This is a genomic window from Streptomyces sp. NPDC050988 (assembly GCF_044456225.1).
Lineage (GTDB): Bacteria > Actinomycetota > Actinomycetes > Streptomycetales > Streptomycetaceae > Streptomyces.
In genome coordinates this window covers 146,313-168,254 of sequence record NZ_JBITFQ010000022.1, presented here as the reverse complement: position 1 = coordinate 168,254, position 21,942 = coordinate 146,313, and the positions used below count along the sequence as shown (strand labels likewise).

Genomic DNA, 21,942 nt, shown 5'->3' with positions numbered 1-21,942 from the left:
GGCCTTGTGGCGACGGCGTACGTCGGCCTCGCCCAACCCGCCGCGATGTGCGCCCGCGCGGGCCGGGGGGTTCTCCGGCGCCACGAGCAGCCCGGCCACCCCGCCGTCGGGCGCGCGCCCGACCGCCTCGGGGAGTCCGCCGACGTCCGTGGCCAGCACGGGGATACCGCGGGCGAGCGCCTCGGTGACGGCCATGCCGTACGTCTCGGCGTACGAGGTGAGGACCATGAGGTCGGCGGAGGCGTAGCTCGCGTCGAGGGCGGCGCCGGACTGGGGGCCGGCCAGGTGCAGCCGGTCGCCGAGGCCGTGCTGCTCGATCAGGGCCCGCAACCCGGCCACGTACTCGGGGTCGTGGTCGAGGCCGCCGACGAGGACGCAGGTCCAGGGCAGGTCGGTGACCGCGGCGAGGGCCTCGACCAGTCGGTGCTGCCCCTTGCGCGGGGTGACCGAGGCGACGCACAGCAGCCGCGAGACGCCGTCGGTACCGGAGGCGAGCGGTGCGATGTCGGCGCCGGGCGCGGCGACATGGACCCGGTCGGGCGCGAGGCCGTGGTGGGCGACGAGCCTGCGGGCCGCCCACTCGCTGGTGGCGACGACGGCGGGCACGGATCGCAGCGTGCGGCGCTCCCGGGCGTCGAGGTCCGCGGCGAGCGCGGGCGTGAGTCCCGTCTCGTCGCCGAGCGGCAGGTGCACGAGGACGACCAGCCGCAGTCGTTCGGCTTCGGGGATGACGATCTCGGGGACCGCGCAGGCGACGATGCCGTCGAGGAGTACGACGGTGTCGTCGGCCAGTTCCGCGAGGGTGCGGGCCAGTTCGGCGCGGGCCGGGGCCTCCGGCTGGGGCCAGCTGCCGTCGATGGCGTGCTTGTGGACCTGCCAGCCGAAGCCGGGAAGGTCGAGGCTGACCCGCGCGTCGTAGACGTTGCCGCCGCTCGGCATGGTCGGGTCGTTGACCGCGCCGGGCATCACGAAGTGCATGGCGCGCAGGGACATGGGGATGATGTCGGCGTTGTGGTTCACAGGGCACGCTCGTAACTCGCCCAGGCGATGTGCGACTCGTGCAGGGTGACGGTGATGCCGGCCAGGCCGCGGGCGCCCTCGCCCAGCAGGCCCTTCTCCACGCGCTCGGCGAGGCGGTCGGCGACGACCTTGGCCAGGAACTCCGTCGAGGTGTTGGTGTCGGCGAACACCGGCTCGTTGTCGAGGTTCCGGTAGTTCATCTCGGCCACCACCTCCCCGAGTTCCCTGGTGGCCAGTCCGATGTCGACGACGATGTTGTCGTCGTCCAGCTCGGCGCGGCGGAACGTGGCGTCCACGAGGAACGTCGCCCCGTGCAGGCGCTGCGCGGGTCCGAAGACCTCTCCGCGGAAGCTGTGGGCGATCATCAGGTGATCGCGGACGGTGATGCTGAACAACGGACGACCCTCCAGGTGCGGCGCGTCTGACCCCTCTGCCGGGGCGTGCCGTGTAGTACGGCCGGTCCGTTCTCCGTGTTCAGGGGGTTCGGCTCGGAGTTTCGGACGGTGCGCTCCGCGGGGTGGGGCGGTTGGGTTCGGTGTGGGTGGGGGTGAGTTGGTGACTGCGGGTTGGTGGGGGCTGGTCGCGCAGTTCCCCGCGCCCCTTAAGGGCGCGATCGGTGTCCAGTGCCTTCAAGGTCCGGGCGCGGTTGCGTCGTAGCGGACGAGGTGGCACATCCCCGTCGATTCTGCCGCAGCGAGCCCGGTCATCGTCTCCGGTAGCTCCTCGAAGGAGGACTCGCCGGTGATCAGCGCGTCGAAGGCCGGGTCGGCGAGCAGGTCGAGGGCGATGGCGAGGCGGTCGGCGTAGGTGCGGCGGGCGCTCCTGGCCGGGGAGACGGTTCCGACCTGGCTGCTGCGTATCACCAGGCGGCGGGAGTGGAACGCCTCGCCGAGCGGCAGGCTGACCTTCCGGTCGCCGTACCAGCTCAGTTCGAGGACGGTGCCCTCCGGGGCGAGGAGTTCGAGCGAACGGGCGAGCCCTGCCTCGGTGGCGCTGGCGTGGACGACCAGGTCGCGGTCGCCTGCCGCGTCCGCCGGGAGCGCGAAGTCGACGCCGAGGGCCTGTGCGATGTCGGCGCGCGCCGGGTTGGCGTCGACGAGTTGGACCCGGGCCGCGGGAAACCGGGCCAGGAGCGCGGCGACACTCGCGCCGACCATGCCGGCGCCGACCACGGTGATCCGGTCGCCGATCAACGGTGCCGCGTCCCACAGGGCGTTGACCGCGGTCTCCACGGTTCCGGCGAGTACGGCGCGCGAGGCCGGCACGGTCTCGGGCACGGGCGTCACGGCGCTCGCCGGGACGACGAACCGGGTCTGGTGCGGATAGAGGGAGAAGACGGTCCGCCCGAGGAGGTCCGTCGGCCCCGCCTCCACCACTCCGACGTTCAGGTACCCGTACTTGACCGGGCCGGGGAAGTCCCCCTCCTGGAAGGGCGCCCGCATGGCCGCGTGCTGGCTCTCCGGTACTCCGCCGCGGAAGACGAGCGTCTCGGTTCCACGACTCACCCCCGAGAAAAGTGTTCGCACCACGACCTCGCCCTCGGCGGGTTCGGGCAGTTGGGCGTCGCGGATCTCACCGAGGCCGGGAGAGCGGAGCCAGAAGGCGCGGGCGGAGCGGTCCATTCGGCATCCTCCTGGGTGGTCCATGTGAATGGGCTGAGCGAATGAGCTGAACGATCGGGCGGCGAGCCACGTACCGACCTTTGCGAAGCCGCGCACAAGGTACGCGGCATTGATCGACTCTGTCACCTGGCCGGAGGATGTGCGGTGGCCCTGAACAACACGTACGACGCGAGGCTCTTGCAGCAGGAGACGGCCGTGGGAGCGGGTGTGCAGCTTCTGTTGCTCACCGTGCTCGGCACGGCGCTCGGCATGGGGCCCGCGGGCTGGCTGACGGGACTGGCGTTCGCGCTCGCGACGTGGGCGGTGCTCTCCCGCGCCCTGCATCGCACGCGGCCCCGTTCCTTCGGACCGGCGAACCGCGTGACCCTGGGCCGGGCCACCCTTGTCGGCGGAGTGACCGCGCTCGTCGCGGACTCCTTCCAGAGCCCGCCGCCGGTGACGGTCCTCGTCGCCCTCACCGCGGTCGCCCTGATCCTCGACGCGGTCGACGGCAAGGTCGCCAGGCGGACGGGTTCCTCCTCCGCGCTGGGCGCGCGGTTCGACATGGAGGTCGACGCGTTTCTCATCCTGGTGCTCAGCGTGTACGTCTCCACGACCGTCGGCGCCTGGGCACTCCTGATCGGCGGCATGCGCTACGCCTTCGTGGCCGCCGCCCGGTTCCTGCCCTGGCTGAACAACGCCCTCCCGCCGAGCACGGGCCGCAAGACGGTGGCCGCCCTCCAGGGCGTCCTGCTGCTGCTCGCGGGCTCGGGGATCCTCCCGTACGCCCCGACGTTCGGCGTCGTCGCCCTCGCCCTCGGCCTGCTGACGTGGTCGTTCGGGCGGGACATCGCTTGGCTGTGGCGCACGAGGGGCTCCGCCGAGCGGGGGGTTGAGCGGGTGGAGGTCGAGCGCCTCCACCGGGAACCGGCCGGCGCCGGCGCCCCGTAAGGGGTTGTCTTTTAGGGGCGCGGGGAACTGCGCGCTCAGCCCCCACAACCCGCAGCCGAGGTACTACGTCGACTGCGGGTTGTGTGTGGCTGGTCGCGCAGTTCCCCGCGCCCCTAAAAGCGCCGGGGCTTGCCCCGTGCCTTGGTCAGCGGCCGATCCCATCGAGCTCCTCGATCTCCGCGGCCGGCAGGGCCAGTTCCGCCGCCGCGACGTTGTCGCGCAGGTGCGCCCGCGACGAGGTGCCGGGGATCAGGACCGTGGTCGCGGAGCGCTGGAGCAGCCAGGCCAGGGCCACCTGCTGGGGCGAGGCGTCCAGGCGGGCGGCCACGTCGGTCAGCGTCTGCGACTGCAGTGGACTGAAGCCGCCGAGCGGGAAGAACGCGGCGAACGCGATGTTCTCCGCCGCGCACCGCTCGACGAGGGCGTCGTCCTGGCGGTTGGCCAGGTTGTAGAGGTTCTGCACCGTGACGACCGGGGCGATGGCCTGGGCCTCGGTCAGCTGCGCGTCGGAGACGGCACTGACGCCGAGGTGGCGGATCAGGCCCTCCTTCCGCAGCTCGGCCAGGGCGCCGAACTGCTCGCTCAGCGGCTCCTCGTCCGTTCCCCCGACGTTGGAGCCGACGCGCAGGTTCACCACGTCGAGGGCGTCCACGCCGAGGTGCTGGAGGTTCTCGTGGACCTGGACCTTGAGGTCCTCGGGGTCCCGCGACATGATCCAGCTGCCGTCGTCGCCGCGGCGGGCGCCGACCTTGGTGACGATGCGCAGGTCGGCGGGGTAGGGGTACAGGGCCTCCTTGATGATCTCGTTGACGACGACGGGCCCGTAGAAGTCGCTGGTGTCGATGTGGGTGATGCCCCGCTCGACGGCCTCCCGCAGGACCGCGACGGCCTCGTCCCGGTCCTTGGGCGGCCCGAAGACGTTGGGGCCCGCCAGCTGCATGGCTCCGTATCCCATGCGGGTGATCGTCAGATCGTCCGCCAGGGTCAGGGTTCCGCCGGAAACGGTGCCGGTTGCGTCCGTCATGGTGTGCCTTTCACTGCGTATCCATGGCTGTTCTGTGTCTGTATGTGGGGAGATGTGCTCGTCTTGATCCGCGTGGACGGATTCGTCCTTCGCCGTTGCCGACTCTGCGCCCGGTCGACGGCGGTCGGCAGTACCCCGCTGTTCCTGGTAGTGACAGGGACAGTCACCGGCGCCGGGACGGACCTACGGTTGAGTCATGGACGCAACGAACGCCCTCGGAGAGTTCCTGCGGGCCCGTCGCGCGCTGATACGGCCCGAGGACGCCGGGATCCGCCACGGCGGACTGCGGCGCGTGCCGGGGCTGCGGCGCGAGGAGGTCGCGATGCTGGCCGGGATCAGCGCCGACTACTACCTACGCCTGGAGCAGGGCCGCGACCGCAACCCGTCGCTCCAGGTCCTCGAAGCCCTGGCCGACGTGCTGGACCTGGACGCGCCCGCCACCGCGCACCTGATCGGCCTGACCCAGGCGCGCCCGTCCCAGGCGCGTCAGTCGCGCCGCTCCACAGACCGTGGACCGGCCGCACGAAAGCCCGAGCCCGTGCCGCCCGGCATCCTCCAGCTCATCGACGGATGGCCGAGCAATCCCGCGTACGTCGAGAACAGGTTCACCGATGTGCTCGCGGCCAACCCACTGGCGGTGGCCCTGTCCCCGAGCCACACCCCCGGCGTCAATCTCATCAGGGCCATCCTTCTCGACGAGGCCGAACGGGAGCTGCGCCGGGACTGGGAGGAACTGACCGAGGCGGGGGTCGCCGCCCTGCGGGCCAACGTCGGACCCGATGTCGACGATCCCCGCCTGGTGGAACTCGTGGGCGAACTGTCCGTACGCAGTGAGCGTTTCCGCCGTCTGTGGGGCCGTCACGATGTCCGGCCCAAGCACGCGCGCGTCATGCGGCTGCGCCACCCGAAGGTCGGCGACCTCGAACTGCAGTCCAACAAGCTGGCCATCAACGGCACGGACGGCCTGATCCTCAAGGTCTTCCACGCCGAACCGGGCAGCCGCGACGCCGAACTGCTCGCCATACTCGGGAGTTTGACCGCGACCTCCTCCGGCGAGAGCCGGAGGCCGACCGGCTCCGACGAGCACCAGGCCGTCGACGAGCAGTGACGGCCGCCGCCCGGGCCCCCGGTGAGGGCCTGGGCGGCGGCCGGTGCGGCGGTCCGCGATCACGTCAGCCGCGTACGCCGGGCGTGACGGATGTGACGGTCTCCTGGTCCGTACGCAAAACGTCGTGGTCATCGTCGGCGGCCGCGGCGGCCCGCGGTACGCGGGACATACGGTTCGCGCGCTGGACCGGGACGAGGAGTGCGGCCAGGGCCGCGGCGAGGCAGAGCAGGGCGAGCAGCGTGAATCCGTGGGTGTAGCCGGAGGCGTACGGCAGGCCCGAGGGCTGCAGGTGGCCGGTCACCAGGACACTGGTCACGGCGGCGCCGATGGACCCGCCGATGGTGCGGATGTTGGCGTTCATGCCGGTCGCGGCGCCGGTCTGCTCGGCCGGGACGCTGCCCACGATCAGGTTGGCCATCGAGGCGAAGGCGAGACCGATGCCGAGGCCGAAGACGCCCGACACGAAGGCGATCTGCCACTGCTCGTCGTGCCAGAGGGCGAGGAACCCGCAGGCGACCGCGCCGAGTGCGGCACCGGTGGTGAGCAGCTTCTTCGCTCCGAGTACCGGCTCAAGACGGCCGCTGAGGATGCCCGAGACGAACATCGCGATCAGCATCGGCAGCATGAGCAGTCCGGACGCGGTGACGCTCGCGCCGAATCCGTACCCGGCGGAGCCGGGCGTCTGGACGAAGCCCGGCAGGAAGGACCAGATCGAGTACATGCCGGCGCCGAACAGCAGCGCGGCGGTGTTGGTGGTCCACACGGCGGGCAGCCGCATGACCCGCAGGTCGATCAGCGGGGAGCGGGAGCGCGACTCGGCCAGCAGCCACAGCGCGAAGAGCACCACGGCTGCGGCGAACAGTCCGATCACCCGGGCAGAGCCCCAGCCCCACTGGCCCGCCTGGCTCAGCGGCAGCAGCAGCGCCACCAGCCACGCCGACAGCAGGACGGCACCGAGCCAGTTGACGCGGCCCTCGGCGCGGCTGGGCGACTCCGGGACGTACCGGAGGGCGATCAGAGCGGTCACCGCGACGATGCCGACGGGGAGCCAGAAGAGCCAGCGGTAGCCGAGCGCGGACACGACCGGACCGGCCGCGACCATGCCGACACCGCCGCCCGCGGCGATCACGGCGGACAGGTTGCTGATGCTGGGGCTCACCCGGTTCGCGGCGAACTCGTCCCGGATGATGCCGAAGGACAGCGGGAACAGCGCGCCGCCGATGCCCTGGACGACCCGGGCGACGATCAGTACGCCGATGGTCGGGGCGAGCGCGGCCAGCAGACACCCGAGCAGCACGGCCACCAGGACGGCGACGAGGGTGCGTTTCTTGCCTATCAGGTCGCCGACCCGGCCGAGGATCGGTGTGAAGACCGAGGCGGACAGCAGGTACGCCGTCATCACCCAGGTCGCGGTGGACTGGGAGGTGTCCAGTGCGTGCTGAACGGTCGGCAGGGCCGGCGCGATCAGCGACTGGAGCATGGAGAACACGCCCGCACCGGTCGCGAGGACCGCGAAGGTGAGGCGGGTGGACTTGCGGGGCATGAAGAGCCTCTCCGAACTGGTTGCGGCCGAGAGCCTCGGACCGCGGCCGTACGGGCCCGGTGCCTGCCCAGGGGCAGCACAGGGCACGGCGACGGTCGCGGGGTGGCGGCCCTCCCGGCTTCGGGCACGGCCGGAGAGCCGGGAGGAGGTCGCGGAAAGTGTCAGGGGACGGGCGATGCGCTCCGGCGCGGACCCGCACGGGTACGGGCCGGGGCCCGTCCGTATGCGGGGTGGCCCGGGGGCCGCCCGAATGCGGGTGGCGTCGCGTCGTCGATGCGTGCGGCCGCACGCGTCCACGCCGTACGCACCCCGCACTGCTAAAGTGGAGGTACCCCTCCACTGTAGCGGAGGCATACCTCCGCTTCAACCTCGTCCCGCCCCGGGAGGCAGCAGTGACCGCCCAGTCGTTCCCCGTCAGCGAGATCGTCGCGTCCCGGCGGCCGCACCGGAAGGACGCGGCGCGCAACTACGACGCCCTGCTCACGGCCGCCCGCGAGGCCTTCACGGAGCACGGCGCGGAGGCCTCACTGGAGGACATCGCCCGTCGCGCGGGCGTCGGCATCGGCACGCTGTACCGGAACTTCCCGACCCGCAGGCACCTCTTCGAGAGCGTCTACGCGGACGAGGTCAACGCCCTGTGCCGGGTCGCGGAGCAGGTCGCCGACCTGGAGCCGTGGGAGGCGCTGACGACGTGGCTCGACCGGTTCGCCGACTACATGGTGACCAAGCGGGCCGTCCGGGAGGCGCTCAACGACGAGTCGGAGATCTTCACCGCCTGCCGCGAGTCGATGTACGCGGCCGGCGGCCCACTGTTCGAACGGGCCCAGCGGGCCGGCGCGGCACGCACGGACATGGACTTCGTCGACCTGCTGCGCATGGTCGCGGGCATCACCGCGACAGCCTTCGACGACGACGCCCAGCGCGACCGGGTCCTGTCCGTCGCACTGGACGGCGTACGCGCGTCCCGCTGACCCGGGTCCCGCCGGCCCGGTTCAGCACCGGTCCAGCACCGGTCGAGTACCGGTCGAGCCCTGTACGGCCCGGTGACTGCCCGGTGACGACCCGGTGGGCCGGCTCCGGGTGTGCGATGCGGCGCGTGGCGGGTCCTGAGGGGAGTACGGTTGGCAGCACCGAGCGCACCTCGCATGCCGTCATCCGTTTCGGCGTCGCCCTCGGGGAACGGCACAGGCCGGCGCACCTCGGATCCGGCCGGAAATGAGCCGCACCATGCCCTCTGGCTCGTACCGTCTCGCCGCCTTCCGTATCCGTTCCCGCGCAGCGCGCTAGCGAATTTCCCGCCCACCGGAATGCCCCCGACGCGTTCCGGCATCCCGCGCACGGCCCTGAACCGATCAAGAGGATGCGGACACATGTATTCACAGGACTCGATCTCCGGCCACCGCCGCGGCCGTCCCGAACCGACTCCCGAGATGCTCGCCGGGCTGGCCTGCCTCATCTGCGGCACCGACTACCGCAACGCGCCCGACACGGAGGCGGTGGTGGTCTCCCACCGCGACGGCAAGCAGCTGCTCGCCTGCCACGGGACGTGCGCACGCATGGTGTGCGGGTCGGTGAACGGGCTGGACGAGACACCACTCCCCCTGGCCGAGCGCGTCCGCGCGCACCGGCCCGGCGCCTCCTGACCGGGACCGGACAGCCGTACGCGGCACTACGAGCACGACCTGGCGTGAACGTCAGGACACGAACGAAATGATGATGAGGAAGCGCATGAGCCTGCTGAGTCTCGGAGTACTCGCCTCCTCCCACAAGGAAAACGAGTTCCGCCTTCCCCTGCACCCGGCCCACCTCGGCCGGATCGCACCCGACGTACGCGAGAAGATCTTCCTCGAACAGGGCTACGGCGAACGGTTCGGCGTCACGGACGATGCGCTGCGGCCGCAGGTGGCGGGCCTGCGCTCCCGCGAGCAACTCCTCGACGAGTGCGATGTGTTGCTGCTGCCCAAGCCCATGCACGACGACGTCGCCGCGCTGCGCCAGGGCCAGGTGCTGTGGGGATGGCCGCACTGCGTTCAGGACGAGACGATGACCCAGCTCGGCATCGACCGCCGGCTGACCCTCATCGCCTGGGAGGCCATGAACCACTGGACGTCCACGGGCGCCTTCAGTGTCCATGTGTTCCACAAGAACAACGAACTCGCGGGCTACTGCTCGGTGTTGCACGCCCTGCAGCTCGGCGGGCTGACCGGCAGCTACGGGCGTCGTATGCGCGCGGTGGTCATCAGCTTCGGCGCCACGGCGCGCGGAGCGGTCACGGGTCTGGGCGCCATGGGCGTCTCCGACGTCACGGTGCTCACCCAGCGCGCCGCGGCCGCGGTGGCCTCACCGATGCCGTCCGTCGTGATGGGCCACTTCGAGGAGCGGCCGGACGATCCCTCGCGTCTGCAGGCCCTCACCGGGCTCGGCCCCGTACCGCTCGCGGAGTACCTGGCCGGCTTCGACATCATCGTCAACTGCATCCGGCAGGACACCGACGCACCACTGACGTTCGTCACCGACGAGGAGCTCGCCCACTTCCGGCCGGGCACCTTCTTCATCGACGTCGCCTGCGACGAGGGCATGGGCTTCACCTGGGCCCGCCCGACCACCTTCGGCGATCCGATGCCCACGGTCGGTCCTGGCTGCCACTACTACGGGGTGGACCACAGCCCGTCCCATCTGTGGAACTCGGCCACGTGGGAGATCAGCGAGGCGCTCCTCCCCTATCTGCGCAAGGTCATGAGCGGGCCCACCGCATGGGACGCCGACGCCACGATCAGCAAGGCCATCGAGATCCGCGACGGCGTCGTCATGAACCCGAAGATCCTCTCGTTCCAGCACCGGGCGGCCAACTTCCCGCACACCCGCGAGACGCGGGACCCGGTCCTCGCCCCGGCCCTGGACTCCTCCGCACAGCCGGTCTGACCGGCCTCCGGCCCGACACACATCTGCGGTCGGCCGGTCCGGCGCGTCCCGAACCGGTCAGGGTCACTTCCCGGTCGGGAGCGTCACGGGCAGGTCGTCCCGCAGTTCCGCGAAGAGCTGCCGTGCCCGGCGGTCGTCCCACTTCACGGCGCTGCCCTTGGAGGTGGCGAAACCGGGGTCGGAGACGGGCACGTTGATCTGCCTGCCGTTGCCCGCCGAGACGCTCTGCATCGCCTGGAACAGCGACATCAGGTCCCGCAGGCCCGTGTCCTTGTCGACCACGAGCGTGTCGAGGCCCGCGCCGAGCGTCGGGAAGGACTTGGCCGGGTTGAGGAGCGTGCCCGGGGTGACCGCCTTCTTGGCGAGCGCGGTCAGGAACTTCTGCTGGTTGCGGGTGCGGCCCAGGTCGCCCTCGGCCTCCTGCTTGCGCTGCCGGACGAACGCCAGCGCCTCGGCGCCGTCGAGGGTCTGGCAGCCCTTGGGCAGGTCCGCGCCGGACTTCTCGTCCTTGACGGCGCGCTCCAGGCACATGTCCACTCCGCCGATCGCGTCCACCACTCCGACGAAGCCCGCGAAGCCGATCTCCGCGTAGTGGTCGATGCGCAGCCCGGTGTTGCGTTCCACGGCCCGTACGAGCAGGTCGGGGCCGCCCAGCGAGAACGCGGCGTTCAGCTTGTTCGGCTCGGCGGAGAAGCTCTTGCCCGTGTCGGGGCGTACGTACGGCGGAACCGTCACCCACGAGTCGCGCGGCAGGCTCATCATCGTGGTGCCGTTCGCGCCGGTGTGCAGCAGGATCATCGAGTCGGTGCGGCGGCCCTCCGCCGAGCCGGTGCGCAGACTCTTCCTGGCCTGCTCGGAGAGACCGGCGCGGCTGTCGGAGCCCACGATCAGGTAGTTGGTGCCCTTTCCCTCCGCCGGGCGGTCCGGCAGCGCACCGAGGTCGACCTCCTGGTCGAGCTTGGTGTCGGCCCATACGTACGTCCCGGCGACGGAGGCGACCAGCGCGACGACCAGGAGGATCGCGAGCCGCGTGACCTTACGGCGCCGGCTGGGGGGCGGCTTGGGGGACCTGCCGCTTCCCGCTTCCCCCGGTGGCCGGCGGCCGTGGCCGGTGCGGCCCGGGGTGGCGGGTGAGGGCATGCCCGGCAGTGGTGCCGTACGTGTCGAGGGCGGGGACGCGTTCCCGCGTGCCACCCGGCCCGTGACGCCACTGGGCGGCTGAGCCGCACCACCGCTCCGGTCGTAGCCCACCGGCAGGTCGGTCCCTTCACTCATCGCCCTGTCCAGTCCCTCATCACATGGGGTCATCTCGTCGGCACACTCTTATACGGCGTCGGACCCTCGATCTGTTCAGCGGCCGTGCCCGAACGCTTCATGCGCTGCCACTTCAGCCGGCTGCCGAGGAGCAGGGCGACCACGGACTGGATGACGACCAGGTACATGAGCTGCCGGTAGACGACCAGTTGGAACGGCATCCACCACAAGGTGCGTACGCGCTCCCCGTCGAGCTTCAACGCGTAACCGGCGCAGAGCAGTTGGACGGCCATGAAGCCGAACCACACTCCGGCCGAACTCAGTGGGTCGAGGAACAGCACGCCGTACAGGGCGAACACGTCGATGACCGGCCCGAGCAACGGCAGGGCGACCTGGTTGAGCGCGAGGTAGGTGAGTCCGCGCCGGCCGAAGCGTCCCGCGACGCCCATCTCCCGGACGGCACCGCGGTGTTTCCACATGGACTGGATCGTGCCGAAGCACCAGCGGTAGCGCTGCCGCCACAACTGCCGCAACGAGGTGGGTACTTCGGTCCAGGCAATGGCGGACTCCTCGTAGAGCACGCGCCAGCCCGCCCGCCACAGGGCCATCGTGAGGTCGGTGTCCTCGGCGAGGGTGTCGTCGCTGACCCCGCCCACGCCCAGGATCGCGTCCCGGCGGAACGCCCCGATGGCGCCGGGGACGGTGGTCATGCACTCCAGCACCTCGAACATCCTGCGGTCGAGGTTGAAGCCGAAGCAGTACTCCAGGTGCTGCCACTTGGCGAGCAGGCCCCGCCGGTTGCCGACCTTGGTGTTGCCGCTGACCGCGCCCACGGCCGGGTGCGCGAGCGGCTGGACCAGGTGGTGGATGGCGTCCGGTTCGAAGACGGTGTCGGCGTCGACCATGATCACGATGTCGTGACTCGTGTGCGCCAGACCGGTGTTGAGGGCCGCGGCCTTGCCGGCGTTGGGCTGGCGGACCACCAGGACGCGCGGATCCCCGACGCCTTCGGCGAGCTCCGCCGTGCGGTCCGTCGAGCCGTCGTCGACCACGATGATCTGCAGCTGCGGGTAGTCGGACGCGAGCAGGGAGCGGACGGTGGACTCGATCCCGGCCTCTTCGTTGTAGGCGGGCACGAGCACGGACACCGGTTCCGTGACCTCGCGCAGCCAGGGCGCGCCGGGCCGGGAGCGTTCGAGCCGGCGGACGTGCGCCCGGGCGAAGAAGACGAGCGCCGCCATCCGCAGCACCCCGAGAGCCCCCGCGATGCCGAGCGTCCAGGTCATCGCGTTCGAGAACGCGCGCCCGAGGGTGGTGGCCCAGACGAGGGCGGTGCCGCGCCATCGCTCGACGGCCGAGACCGGCTCGTACGGGGTCAGCCGCAGGCCGGCCGAGACGGTGGTGAAACGGTCGACGCCCGGGTTCTTGAGCAGCTTCTCCGTCTCCCGGTACGCGGTCGCCGTCTGGCTCAGCTGTCGGACCAGCCCCTGAGCCGGTTTCCGGGACCCCTTGTCGGCGGCGACCAGGACGTACCCCTGGGCGGCGGCGCGTCGTGCGGCCGCCCACTCGCGGCCGCAGAGCGTGTCCGGCGAGGTGGTCCGCGGCATCCGCAGCAGATTGGTGCGGATGCCGGTGGCGCCCGCCAACGCGGCCTGGGTCAGGTCCAGTTCGGCGGAGAAGCGGACGGACGACGCCTCGCCGAGGGCTCCCCCGGTATAGGTGTTCGAGCCGATCTCGTGCCCCTCGGCACGGATGCGCCGCACCAGGTCCGGATGGCGGGCCGCCTGGGAGCCGAAGAGGAAGAAGGTGGCGCGCGCCCGGTGCTGTCGCAGCAGGTCGAGCAGGCGCGGGGTCCACACCGGGTCGGGGCCGCCGTCGAAGGTGAGCGCGACGGTGCGGGCGGGCATCGAGGCGGTCTGTATCCCGTTGCCGTTGATCCCCACCACGGGGCCGCCGCCGGCCACGGCATCGGGTGCGGGTGAGGTACACGCGGACCGCGTCGTCGCGGCGTCCACCTCGTGGTTGGTCCAGCCCTCGAAGAGCAGGGCCGCGAACATCGCGGGCAGGACGAGAATCAGTAACAGCCAGTGTGCGCGAGGGTCGCGGGACTGCTTGTGCCGAGCCTTCACGGGCCGTCGTCCCCCCTCTCGGCGGCTATGAAGTGCGGCTCGCGCGTGGCGTGTTCGGCGGGCTCCCCAGGAAGGCCGGGACGCGTCCGGCCGCCTCGGGGATGCGTGTGCCGGGTCGTTCTTCTCCAGCCGTACACGTCGGCGCGCGATGCGCGAGGGGATGTCGTCTTCCACTGCCGGATGAGGCTGGCGCTACGCATGGGGCGCGAGTCTAGTCACAGCTTTGCGACTGCACGGCCGCAACAGCGAGCCTCACAGAAAAGCGGCGAATACCTGTCACGACCGTGAGTACGCGGCGCCCGGTCCTCGTCAAGGGACAAGCGGGGCAAGCGTTTTCGGCCCGTGGCCGAGGTGATGGGCCGGTGCTCGGCACTGGCGCGTCCGTTCTTGTCGGTGGCGCGTCCGTCCTCGCGGGTGGGCGACCGCCCTTGTCAGTGGCCGGCCTTGGCTTGGCCGCGTGACATCACTCATACGTTCGTACACCTGGTTACAACCCTCAGCCGTGAGCGAGTCCACCGGGGGGGCGGGGCGGGTCCGGCGGAGTGACGGGCCCGCCCGTGCGTGGGCGGGACCGTCATTGCCGGCGGGATCCGGACCTCAGCTCCGGCTACCGGGCAGGTGTCCCGTCGGACGCCACGCCCGGAGCCGGGGCCGCTGCCGACACCGAGGCCGGAGCCGGGGCGTAGCCGGTGGGCCGGGTGGTGAAGACTCCCCGGCCCTGCGTCCGGCTGCGCAGCCGGGTCGCGTAGCCGAACAGCTCGGCCAGGGGCACGGTGGCGGTGACCACCGCCGTACCCGCTCCCGTGCCCGCTCCCCCGCGCGTGGTCGAGTCGGTGACTCGTCCGCGCCGCGCGGCCAGGTCGCCGAGCACGCCGCCCACGGAGTCCTCGGGCACGGTGACCGTGACCTCGACCACCGGTTCCAGGAGGACCATCGCGCAGGCGCGCAGCGCCTCCCGGAGCGCCTGCCGTCCGGCCGTCCGGAACGCCATCTCCGAGGAGTCCTTGGAATGGGTCGCCCCGTCGGTCAGGACCACCCGCAGCCCGGTCACCGGATGACCGCCGACCGGCCCTTCACCCAGCGCGTCCCGGCAGCCGGCCTCGACGGCCCGCACGTACTCCTGCGGTACGCGTCCACCGACGACGACCGACCGGAACTCGAAGCCCGTCGCACTGTCACCGGCCGCGCCGGAGGAGTCCGGCAGCGGTTCCACGTCGAGGACGACATGCGCGAACTGCCCCGCGCCACCGTCCTGTTTGACGTGCCGGTGGACGTGTCCGGTGACCCCGCGTGCGACCGTCTCCCGGTACGCCACCCGCGGCCGGCCGACCCGGACGTCCAGCCCGTGGGCGCGCCGGATCTTCTCCACCGCCACCTCCAGATGCAGTTCGCCCATGCCGGACAGCAGTGTCTGCCCGGTCTCGGGGTCGGTCCGGACGACCAGCGAGGGGTCCTCCTCGACCAGCCGCGTCAACGCCGACACCAGGCGGTCCGTGTCCGTACGGGCACGGGCCTCGACCGCCACGGAGACCACCGGTTCGGCGGTGGTCGGCGGTTCGAGGACCAGCGGAGCCCCGGGCGCGCACAGGGTCGCACCGGCGCGGGCGGTCTTCAGCCCGACCACCGCGACGATGTCCCCGGCCACCGCCAGGTCCAACCGGTCGTGCCGGTCGGCCTGGACGCGCAGGATCCGCCCGATGCGCTCGGTGCGCGGCGCACCGGTGTCCCACACGGTCACAGCGTCTCCCTTCCGGATCGTTCCCGAGTACACACGCAGGTAGGTCAGCCGCCCGGTGGCGGTGGCGTTCACCTTGAACGCCAGCGCCGCGAACGGCGCCGCGGGGTCGGCGGCCCGCTCCTCCTCCCCGCCGTCCCGGTCACGGACACCGCGCACGGCGGGTACGTCCAACGGCGAGGGCAGGTAGGCCACCACGGCGTCCAGCAGCGGCTCGGTCCCCCGGTCGCGATAGGCCGAGCCGCACAGCACGACCACACCGTCACCGGTACGGGTCAGGTCGCGCAGCGCACCTTCGAGGGTCCGCGCGGAGACGGCGGACTCCGCGCAGAACTCCTCCAGCGCGCCGGGATGGAGTTCGGCGACCGCCTCCTCCAGCACCCGGCGCCGCCGCCGGGCCTCGTCCACCAGGGCATCGGGTACGGGCCTCTCCTCGACCGAGTCATGGCCGTCGGCCCGGACCAGCGCCCGCATACGCAGCAGGTCGACGACGCCGCGGAACCCGTCCTCGGCGCCGATCGGCAACTGCACGACCAGCGGGGCCGGATGCAACCGCTGCCGGATGGACTCGACCGCCTTGTCGAGATCGGCACCGGCCCGGTCCAGCTTGTTGACGAAGGCGATGCGCGGAACCCCGTACCGGTCGGCCTGCCGCCACACGGACTCGCTCTGCGGCTCGACCCCCGCGACGGCGTCGAACACCGCGATCACCCCGTCGAGCACCCGCAGCGAACGCGCGACCTCGTCGGAGAAGTCGACGTGCCCCGGAGTGTCGATGAGGTTGATCCGATGCCCGTCCCAGCCACAACTCACCGCCGCGGCAAAGATGGTGATCCCCCGGTCCCGCTCCTGGGAGTCGAAGTCGGTGACGGTCGTGCCGTCATGGACCTCGCCCCGCTTGTGCGTGGTCCCCGTGACGTACAGGATCCGCTCGGTGACGGTGGTCTTCCCGGCGTCCACATGGGCGAGGATGCCCAGATTACGGACGGCGGTCAGGGGGTTGACGGGATTTCGGTGAGGTTCGGTACGCACGGCCCATGGCCTTTCAGGACGTTCCAGAAGGGGTCGGCGCAATTCCCGGACGAACGGGCCATGACCCACACGTCATGGCCTATGGGCACGCCCGAGCCCGCGCGACCGCAACCGCAACTGATGCGCATGCGGGGCGGGCCGAGGGGTGAGAGGCGTGCGGAGATCAGGCGTTCGTCAGGGCCATCCGGGGCCGGCCGCGCAGCCGACACCGGACACCCGAAGACACGAGGATCACCTCGTACCGCGACGGGGGAACGACAACAGCGGTGCGGTAACGCATGGCTGGGCTCCCCTCAAATGGTCACGGGGCGCGCCACGGTGGTGTGCGGCGCGCGTTGTGGGGCGAGTCTAGGGAACGGGGCGGGGGCGGGGCACCGGGTTTTTCCACCTCCTTCCTGCCGCCTCGATCCTTCGGTTCAGTTCGCCCCGTCGCCCCGCCGCTGTTCCGGACGGGCGGGCGCGATGATGGTGGGGGCTTGGCCGGACGACGGCGGCGGCGGCGGCGGTACGAGGCTGTCCGTTCCCAGTACTTGACAGCGTGTCAGGCCATGGCGGGACCACAGTGCGGCCGTCCACGCGCAGAGCAGTGCGTCGATGAGGTCTTCGCGGTGCTTGTAGAGGGCGTCGCGCTCCGGTGAGGGCTCGGTCATGAGTTGCCGGGACACCGGGTGGGAATCGAGGAGCAAGGGCGGATCGGCCTCGGCCAGGCCCGAGAGCCGCGCGATCAGTTCGTCGCACGTGTCCGCCCGCGTGGCACGCCACCCCTGCGGCGGCCTCCGTCCCGGCCGCTTGTACCTGGGGCGTTCCTGGTCATAGCCCAACTCCGCGGCGCCGACCAAGGTCGTGTACGGATAGCACTCGGACATGACCAGGCCTTCGGTCGGCGGCCCGCCCCTGCCGTCGTCGTAGACCCAGCCGGACTCCTGCAGCTGTGTCCGCAGCAGGACGCCGGCCTGGCGGGGGGAGCCCTGGTTGGTGCTGTTCGCGCTCACCTTCCAACGCCCGTACCGTCGGCCGACGTCACGCTCGCACGGCCGCTGGCCGGCCGGATTGTCGACGACCAGCGGCGCGTCGACGAAGACCAGGGTCGATCCGCCGACGGCCGTCCTGGCAAGCCACTCCATCGTCGCCTCGACCCCACGCGTCCAGCCGCAGTCGATCACCACGCCGCTGCCGTCGATGGCGGCCACGCCGGTCTCGTTGGGCTTGGCGCGCGCCCCGCCGTGCGACCAGGCGAGGTCGATGCCGATGAACCGCTCCATCCCCATGCGTCGGTGGTACCAGACATCGGACTCCGTCGCGTAGGGCGGCAGCCTCTGAACCGTCGCGTAGGGCTGCGGCCCCGGCTAGCCCATCGCCTGGTTGCTGTCCCGGTGACTGCCCCAGCCGTGCCAGCGGTCGATCTCGATCCACGCGCTGATCCGGCGGCGTTCCCGGCTCGTGTACGCGTGGCCCAGGTATTGCGTGGACAGCCGGTCGATGTCGGCCAGGCCCTCGTCGTCACGCAGCTCGGCGACACGGCCGATGAGGGTCACATGGGTGTACCAGCCGGACTCGTCCAGCACGGTCAGGGTGACCCGCGGGTCGTTGCGGATGTGGTCGAGCCGCTTGCGGCCCTCGTCCATGTTGACCAGCACGCGCCCGTCGTCCCAGAGGTACCAGGTGGCCGCGGACACCGGTTGTCCGTCGGACCGGAGGGTGGCGATGACGGCTGGATTCGGCTTCCTCAGCATGGCGACCACGGCCTCGGGAAGCGGCGGCTTCGACACGAACTCTCCTCTGCGTCATGGATTCACGTTCCGCACGGCCCCGCCCACGGGGGTACACACCCACGCTGCCACATCCCGGAGCCGAACCCGCGACGCCTCCCGGGGCCCATGTGGCGGAACCGGCTCGGGGGGCCTTCGATATGCCCGTATGCCCGCGCGCCGTTGTATAACCGGCCCATGATCTACCATGCTGTGACGCTCGGTGACTGGACCGCCCGTCCCGACCGGCCGTACGCCCCCGCCTCCCTCGCGGAGGAAGGTTTCGTCCACTGCTCCCCCGACGAGGCGACCACGCTGGCCGTCGTCAACGCCTTCTACCGGGACGCGCCGAGGCCCCTGCTGGCGCTGCTCCTCGACGAGAGCCGGCTCGCCGCGAGGTGCGTATGGGAAGCCGCGGATCCCACCCCTCCGCCAGGGGTCGACGAAGGTGTCCTGTTCCCCCACGTGTTCGGCCCCCTCGACCGCGACGCCGTCGAACGCGTCCTGGAGGTCCAGTGGGACGAGGAAGGCCGGGCGACGGGTCTGAAGGACCTGAACCGAGGGACGTGAACTGACGGTCTTACTCACCCTTGAGTTCCGCGATACCGACGGGCACGCCGGTGGTGACCGACCGGACGGCCGCGAGCGCGATGGACAGTGCGGCCCGGGCGTCCTCGCCGGTGGCGAGGGGGGTACGGCCGGTACGGACGCTGTCGGCGAAGTCGGCGAGTTCGGCCACGTACGCGTCGTGGAACAGGTCCTGGTCGTAGGTGACGCAGTCGGCGGCGACGCCGTCCGGGCCGTACGAGGTGAGATGGGTGCGGCGGATGTCGCCCATGGTGAGCAGGCCGGCGGAGCCGAAGACCTCGCCGCGCACGTCATAGCCGTACACGGCCTGGAAGTTGGCCTCGGCGGTGGCGAGGGCGCCGTTGTCGAAGCGGATCGTGACCACGGCGGTGTCGAGGAGGCCGCGGTCCTTGAAGTCGGGGCGGACCAGGGCGTCGGCCCAGGCGAAGACATCGACCGGTTCGGCGCCGGGGTTGAGGAAGCGCAGGGTGTCGAAGTCGTGGATCAGGGTTTCGAGGAAGATCGTCCACGGCGGGATGCGGGCCGGGTCGTTGAGCCTGGGGTCCCGGGTGAGTGAGCGCAGCAGTTGGGGTGTGCCGATGTCACCGGCGCCGATCCTGTCGTGGGCGGCACGGAAGCCGGTGTCGTAGCGGCGGTTGAAGCCCACCTGGAGCGGCACGCCCGCGTCGCGGGCCGCGGCGATGGCCCGGTCGGCGTCCGCGAGGGTGACGGCCATGGGCTTCTCGCAGTAGACCGCCTTGCCCGCCCGGGCCGCCGCCACGACCAGGTCGGCGTGGGTGCGGGCCGGGGTGGAGATCACCACCGCCTCGATCCGCGGGTCGGCGAGCAGTTCGCCGATCTCGGTGTACGCCGTGGGACGGCCGAGGTGGTCCGCGAGCCGGTCCGCCAGTTGGTTCGCGGCACCCGGCGCCGGGTCGGCGACCGCGGCGAGGCGGACACCGGGGAGGCGGCGGGCGAGCGTCTCGGCGTGGAAGGAGCCCATCCGTCCGGCACCGATGAGGCCGACGGCGAGAGGCTGGTGTGTGGTCATCCGGTTCTCCGTACGTCTGCGGGCGAGCGGGCGGGCGAGCGGGCGTTGGCGGGAAGGGGCGGCGCGTGCGGAATGCGGTGCAATGTGGAGCGCGGCGCCGTCTGGGATTGCGGCGCCGTGTGGAATCACAGCGCCGTGTGGAATTGCTGCGCCGTCAGGGTGTGAAGGCCGAGCGGAACCTCTCCAGAGCGAGGTCGCTGTCGGTGGAGGCCCATGCCTCCATGGCGACGGTGCCCTCATAGCCGAGGTCCACGAGGGCGCTCGCGACGGCCGGGTAGTTGATCTCGCCCGTCCCGGGTTCGCGGCGGCCCGGTACGTCGGCGACCTGGATCTCGCCGATCAGGCCCAGGCCGTGGGCCCGGCGGACCAGTTCGACGAGGTTCCCCTCGCCGATCTGCGCGTGGTAGAGGTCGAGGTTCATCCGCAGCCCGGGGCGGTCCACGGCGGCGACCAGGGCCAGGGTGTCGGCGGCCCTGGCGAACGGCACCCCTGGGTGGTCCACGGCGGTGTTGAGGTTCTCCAGGGTGAAGGTGACCCCGGCGCTCTCGCCCAGCTCGGCGAGGCGGGTGAGCGTGCGGTGGGCGGCGATCCACATCTCCCCGGTGGGCTCGCCGGTCACCGGCACCACGGGCAGGCCCTCGCCGTCCAGGCCGGTGCCGTGGAGGTTCAGCCGGGGGCAGACCAGCCGCTCGGCCGCACGGACCGACTCCTCGGCGGTACGCAGGAGTTCGGCGGCCCCGTCCTCGTCGGTGAGGCTGCCGCGGATGTAGCCGGTCATCGAGGAGAACTCGGCCGGGGTCCGGGCCAGGGCGTCCAGGTCGTGCCGGGTCCAGTCCCAGATCTCGACCTGGAAACCGGCGTCGTGAATGCGCACTGCCCGCTCGGGTATCGACAGGCCCCGGAAGACCATCTCGGCACAGACCGCCAACGTGAACATCGCTGCTCGCCCTCTCTCGGTTCGCCACGGCACCTGCGACTAGAACGTTCTAGTTCCAGTCGGAAGTAGCAGTACGCCAGCCACCGAGGCGCCCTGTCAAGCTCCCGGGACGGCCCGGGACGGCCCGGGACGGCCCGGAACTAGAACGTTGCAGTTCTCTCCGACCAGCGCGTTCACTCTTGGTCTACGATCGTCGGCGGAAGCACACACCCGGCGGGGCGCGCCCCTCGACCGGGTCACACACCTCGACCGGGGAGGCCGGCGATGCCAGCGACCCCCGTGGTCCCGGACGGAAAGCGGCCGACCCTCGCCGACGTGGCGGCACGGGCCGGTGTCTCCACGGCGCTGGTCTCCATCGTGATGCGCGAGGCCAAGGGCGCCGGCGCGGCCACCCGCGAGCGGGTGCTGAAGGCGGCGCGCGAGATCGGCTACCGGCCGGACTCCCGGGCGCGGTTGCTGCGCAGCAACCGCTCGCGTCTGCTCGGCGTGCAGTTCGGTCTCCAGCATCCCTTCCACACCGACCTCGTGGAGGGCGTCTACGCGGCGGCCGAGTCCGCCGGCTACCAGGTCGCCCTCAGCGCGGTCGCCCCCAGCCGCAGTGAGCGGCAGGCGGTGGAGACGCTGCTCGGCGACCGCTGCGAGGCCCTGATCCTGCTCGGTCCGCAGGCCCCCGCCGCACGGCTGGCCGAGCTGTCGGCGCACCTGCCGGTGGTCTCCGTGGTGCGGCGGCTGCGGCCGCCCGCCGCCGGGGTGGACGTCGTACGCACCGCCGACGACGAGGGTGCGCGCCAGGCCGTCGACCATCTGGTCGCCCTCGGTCATCGCGACATCGCCCACATCGACGGAGGAAAGGCACCGGGCGCCGCAGACCGGCGCCGTGGCTACCGCACCGCCATGAGCCGCCACGGTCTCGCCGATCGTGCGCGTGTTCTGCCCGGTGGACTGACCGAGGAGGACGGTGCCACGGCCGCCCGCGCGCTCCTCGGTGTCCGGCCGCGGCCAACCGCCGTCCTCGCCTTCAACGACCGCTGCGCCACGGGCGTACTCGACGCGTTCCTCCGCGCCCGGGTGGCCGTCCCCGACGAGATCTCCGTGGTCGGCTTCGACAACAGCCACCTCGCCCGCCTCGCCCACATCGACCTCACCACCGTCGGCCAGGACGTCTCCCGCCTCGCCGAACTCGCCGTCGGCCGGGCCGTCTCACGGCTGGAGGGCGAGGAGCCCTCCGGCACGGACACCGTCATCGCCCCGCACCTCGTGACCCGCGGAACGACGGCGGCACCGCCGCACGACGTCCGGACTTCACGGACCTAGGGAGAG

19 protein-coding genes are annotated in these 21,942 nt (G+C 71.6%); 7 read left to right on the top strand and 12 right to left on the bottom strand.

Annotated elements, in window-relative coordinates:
• The 3 genes from ACIBEI_RS34700 to ACIBEI_RS34690 form a co-directional block, all read right to left on the bottom strand.
• A partial coding sequence (locus ACIBEI_RS34700; RefSeq protein WP_398894329.1) for a glycosyltransferase family 4 protein occupies positions 1-993 on the bottom strand: 993 nt, incomplete at its 3' end.
• A gap of 23 nt (positions 994-1,016) precedes the next feature.
• Positions 1,017-1,415, bottom strand: coding sequence for a 6-carboxytetrahydropterin synthase (locus ACIBEI_RS34695; RefSeq protein ID WP_189839644.1), 399 nt, complete (start codon positions 1,413-1,415; stop codon positions 1,017-1,019).
• Positions 1,416-1,649: 234 nt separating this feature from the next.
• Positions 1,650-2,642, bottom strand: coding sequence for a zinc-binding alcohol dehydrogenase (locus tag ACIBEI_RS34690; protein WP_398894320.1), 993 nt, complete (start codon positions 2,640-2,642; stop codon positions 1,650-1,652).
• Between the two features lie 144 nt (positions 2,643-2,786).
• Between ACIBEI_RS34690 and ACIBEI_RS34685 the strand changes: the two genes are divergently transcribed.
• Positions 2,787-3,572: a CDP-alcohol phosphatidyltransferase family protein gene (locus tag ACIBEI_RS34685; RefSeq protein ID WP_398894318.1), complete on the top strand. Its 786-nt coding sequence runs from the start codon at positions 2,787-2,789 to the stop codon at positions 3,570-3,572.
• A 145-nt stretch (positions 3,573-3,717) separates the two neighbouring features.
• Here the strand turns inward: ACIBEI_RS34685 and ACIBEI_RS34680 are convergent, their stop codons facing one another.
• A complete protein-coding gene (locus ACIBEI_RS34680; RefSeq protein ID WP_398894316.1) occupies positions 3,718-4,596 on the bottom strand; it encodes an oxidoreductase in 879 nt (292 codons plus the stop codon).
• Between the two features lie 196 nt (positions 4,597-4,792).
• On the opposite strand from ACIBEI_RS34680, the gene ACIBEI_RS34675 reads away from it, so the two are divergent.
• The gene (locus tag ACIBEI_RS34675; protein ID WP_398894314.1) at positions 4,793-5,704 is read left to right on the top strand and encodes a helix-turn-helix domain-containing protein; all 912 of its coding nucleotides are present in this window, start codon (positions 4,793-4,795) and stop codon (positions 5,702-5,704) included.
• A gap of 64 nt (positions 5,705-5,768) precedes the next feature.
• Here the strand turns inward: ACIBEI_RS34675 and ACIBEI_RS34670 are convergent, their stop codons facing one another.
• Entirely contained in the window at positions 5,769-7,247 is a 1,479-nt protein-coding gene (locus tag ACIBEI_RS34670) for an MFS transporter (protein ID WP_398894312.1), read from the bottom strand.
• 392 nt (positions 7,248-7,639) lie between these two features.
• Here ACIBEI_RS34670 and ACIBEI_RS34665 point away from each other — a divergent pair, with 392 nt between their 5' ends.
• The 3 genes from ACIBEI_RS34665 (at position 7,640) to ACIBEI_RS34655 (ending at position 10,169) form a co-directional block, all read left to right on the top strand.
• On the top strand, positions 7,640-8,218 hold the full coding sequence (locus ACIBEI_RS34665; protein ID WP_398894310.1) for a TetR/AcrR family transcriptional regulator: 579 nt from the start codon (positions 7,640-7,642) through the stop codon (positions 8,216-8,218).
• 399 nt (positions 8,219-8,617) lie between these two features.
• Positions 8,618-8,890, top strand: a complete 273-nt coding sequence (locus ACIBEI_RS34660; RefSeq protein WP_398894309.1) for a hypothetical protein — start codon at positions 8,618-8,620, stop codon at positions 8,888-8,890.
• 85 nt (positions 8,891-8,975) lie between these two features.
• A complete protein-coding gene (locus tag ACIBEI_RS34655) occupies positions 8,976-10,169 on the top strand; it encodes a N(5)-(carboxyethyl)ornithine synthase (RefSeq protein WP_398894307.1) in 1,194 nt (397 codons plus the stop codon).
• Positions 10,170-10,232: 63 nt separating this feature from the next.
• Here ACIBEI_RS34655 and ACIBEI_RS34650 read toward each other — a convergent pair whose 3' ends face one another.
• From ACIBEI_RS34650 to ACIBEI_RS34630, 5 genes are all read right to left on the bottom strand, one after another.
• Complete coding sequence (locus ACIBEI_RS34650; RefSeq protein ID WP_398894306.1) at positions 10,233-11,444, bottom strand: LCP family protein; 1,212 nt, start codon at positions 11,442-11,444, stop codon at positions 10,233-10,235.
• Positions 11,445-11,473: 29 nt separating this feature from the next.
• Positions 11,474-13,480: a glycosyltransferase gene (locus tag ACIBEI_RS34645; RefSeq protein ID WP_398894327.1), complete on the bottom strand. Its 2,007-nt coding sequence runs from the start codon at positions 13,478-13,480 to the stop codon at positions 11,474-11,476.
• Positions 13,481-14,159: 679 nt separating this feature from the next.
• Positions 14,160-16,319 (bottom strand): elongation factor G, encoded by a 2,160-nt coding sequence (fusA, locus tag ACIBEI_RS34640; RefSeq protein WP_398894304.1) that lies wholly within the window; start codon positions 16,317-16,319, stop codon positions 14,160-14,162.
• A gap of 416 nt (positions 16,320-16,735) precedes the next feature.
• Positions 16,736-17,587, bottom strand: coding sequence for a DUF429 domain-containing protein (locus tag ACIBEI_RS34635; protein WP_398894302.1), 852 nt, complete (start codon positions 17,585-17,587; stop codon positions 16,736-16,738).
• Between the two features lie 78 nt (positions 17,588-17,665).
• Entirely contained in the window at positions 17,666-18,088 is a 423-nt protein-coding gene (locus ACIBEI_RS34630) for a PPOX class F420-dependent oxidoreductase (RefSeq protein ID WP_398894300.1), read from the bottom strand.
• Between the two features lie 177 nt (positions 18,089-18,265).
• Here ACIBEI_RS34630 and ACIBEI_RS34625 point away from each other — a divergent pair, with 177 nt between their 5' ends.
• Positions 18,266-18,637 (top strand): DUF952 domain-containing protein, encoded by a 372-nt coding sequence (locus tag ACIBEI_RS34625; RefSeq protein ID WP_398894299.1) that lies wholly within the window; start codon positions 18,266-18,268, stop codon positions 18,635-18,637.
• Positions 18,638-18,647: 10 nt separating this feature from the next.
• Here the strand turns inward: ACIBEI_RS34625 and ACIBEI_RS34620 are convergent, their stop codons facing one another.
• Together ACIBEI_RS34620 and ACIBEI_RS34615 are read right to left on the bottom strand one after the other, a co-directional pair.
• The gene (locus tag ACIBEI_RS34620; protein WP_398894297.1) at positions 18,648-19,685 is read right to left on the bottom strand and encodes a Gfo/Idh/MocA family oxidoreductase; all 1,038 of its coding nucleotides are present in this window, start codon (positions 19,683-19,685) and stop codon (positions 18,648-18,650) included.
• Between the two features lie 154 nt (positions 19,686-19,839).
• Positions 19,840-20,622 (bottom strand): TIM barrel protein, encoded by a 783-nt coding sequence (locus ACIBEI_RS34615; RefSeq protein WP_398894295.1) that lies wholly within the window; start codon positions 20,620-20,622, stop codon positions 19,840-19,842.
• A gap of 264 nt (positions 20,623-20,886) precedes the next feature.
• Here ACIBEI_RS34615 and ACIBEI_RS34610 point away from each other — a divergent pair, with 264 nt between their 5' ends.
• The gene (locus ACIBEI_RS34610) at positions 20,887-21,936 is read left to right on the top strand and encodes a LacI family DNA-binding transcriptional regulator (protein ID WP_398894294.1); all 1,050 of its coding nucleotides are present in this window, start codon (positions 20,887-20,889) and stop codon (positions 21,934-21,936) included.
• Positions 21,937-21,942: the final 6 nt, after the last annotated feature.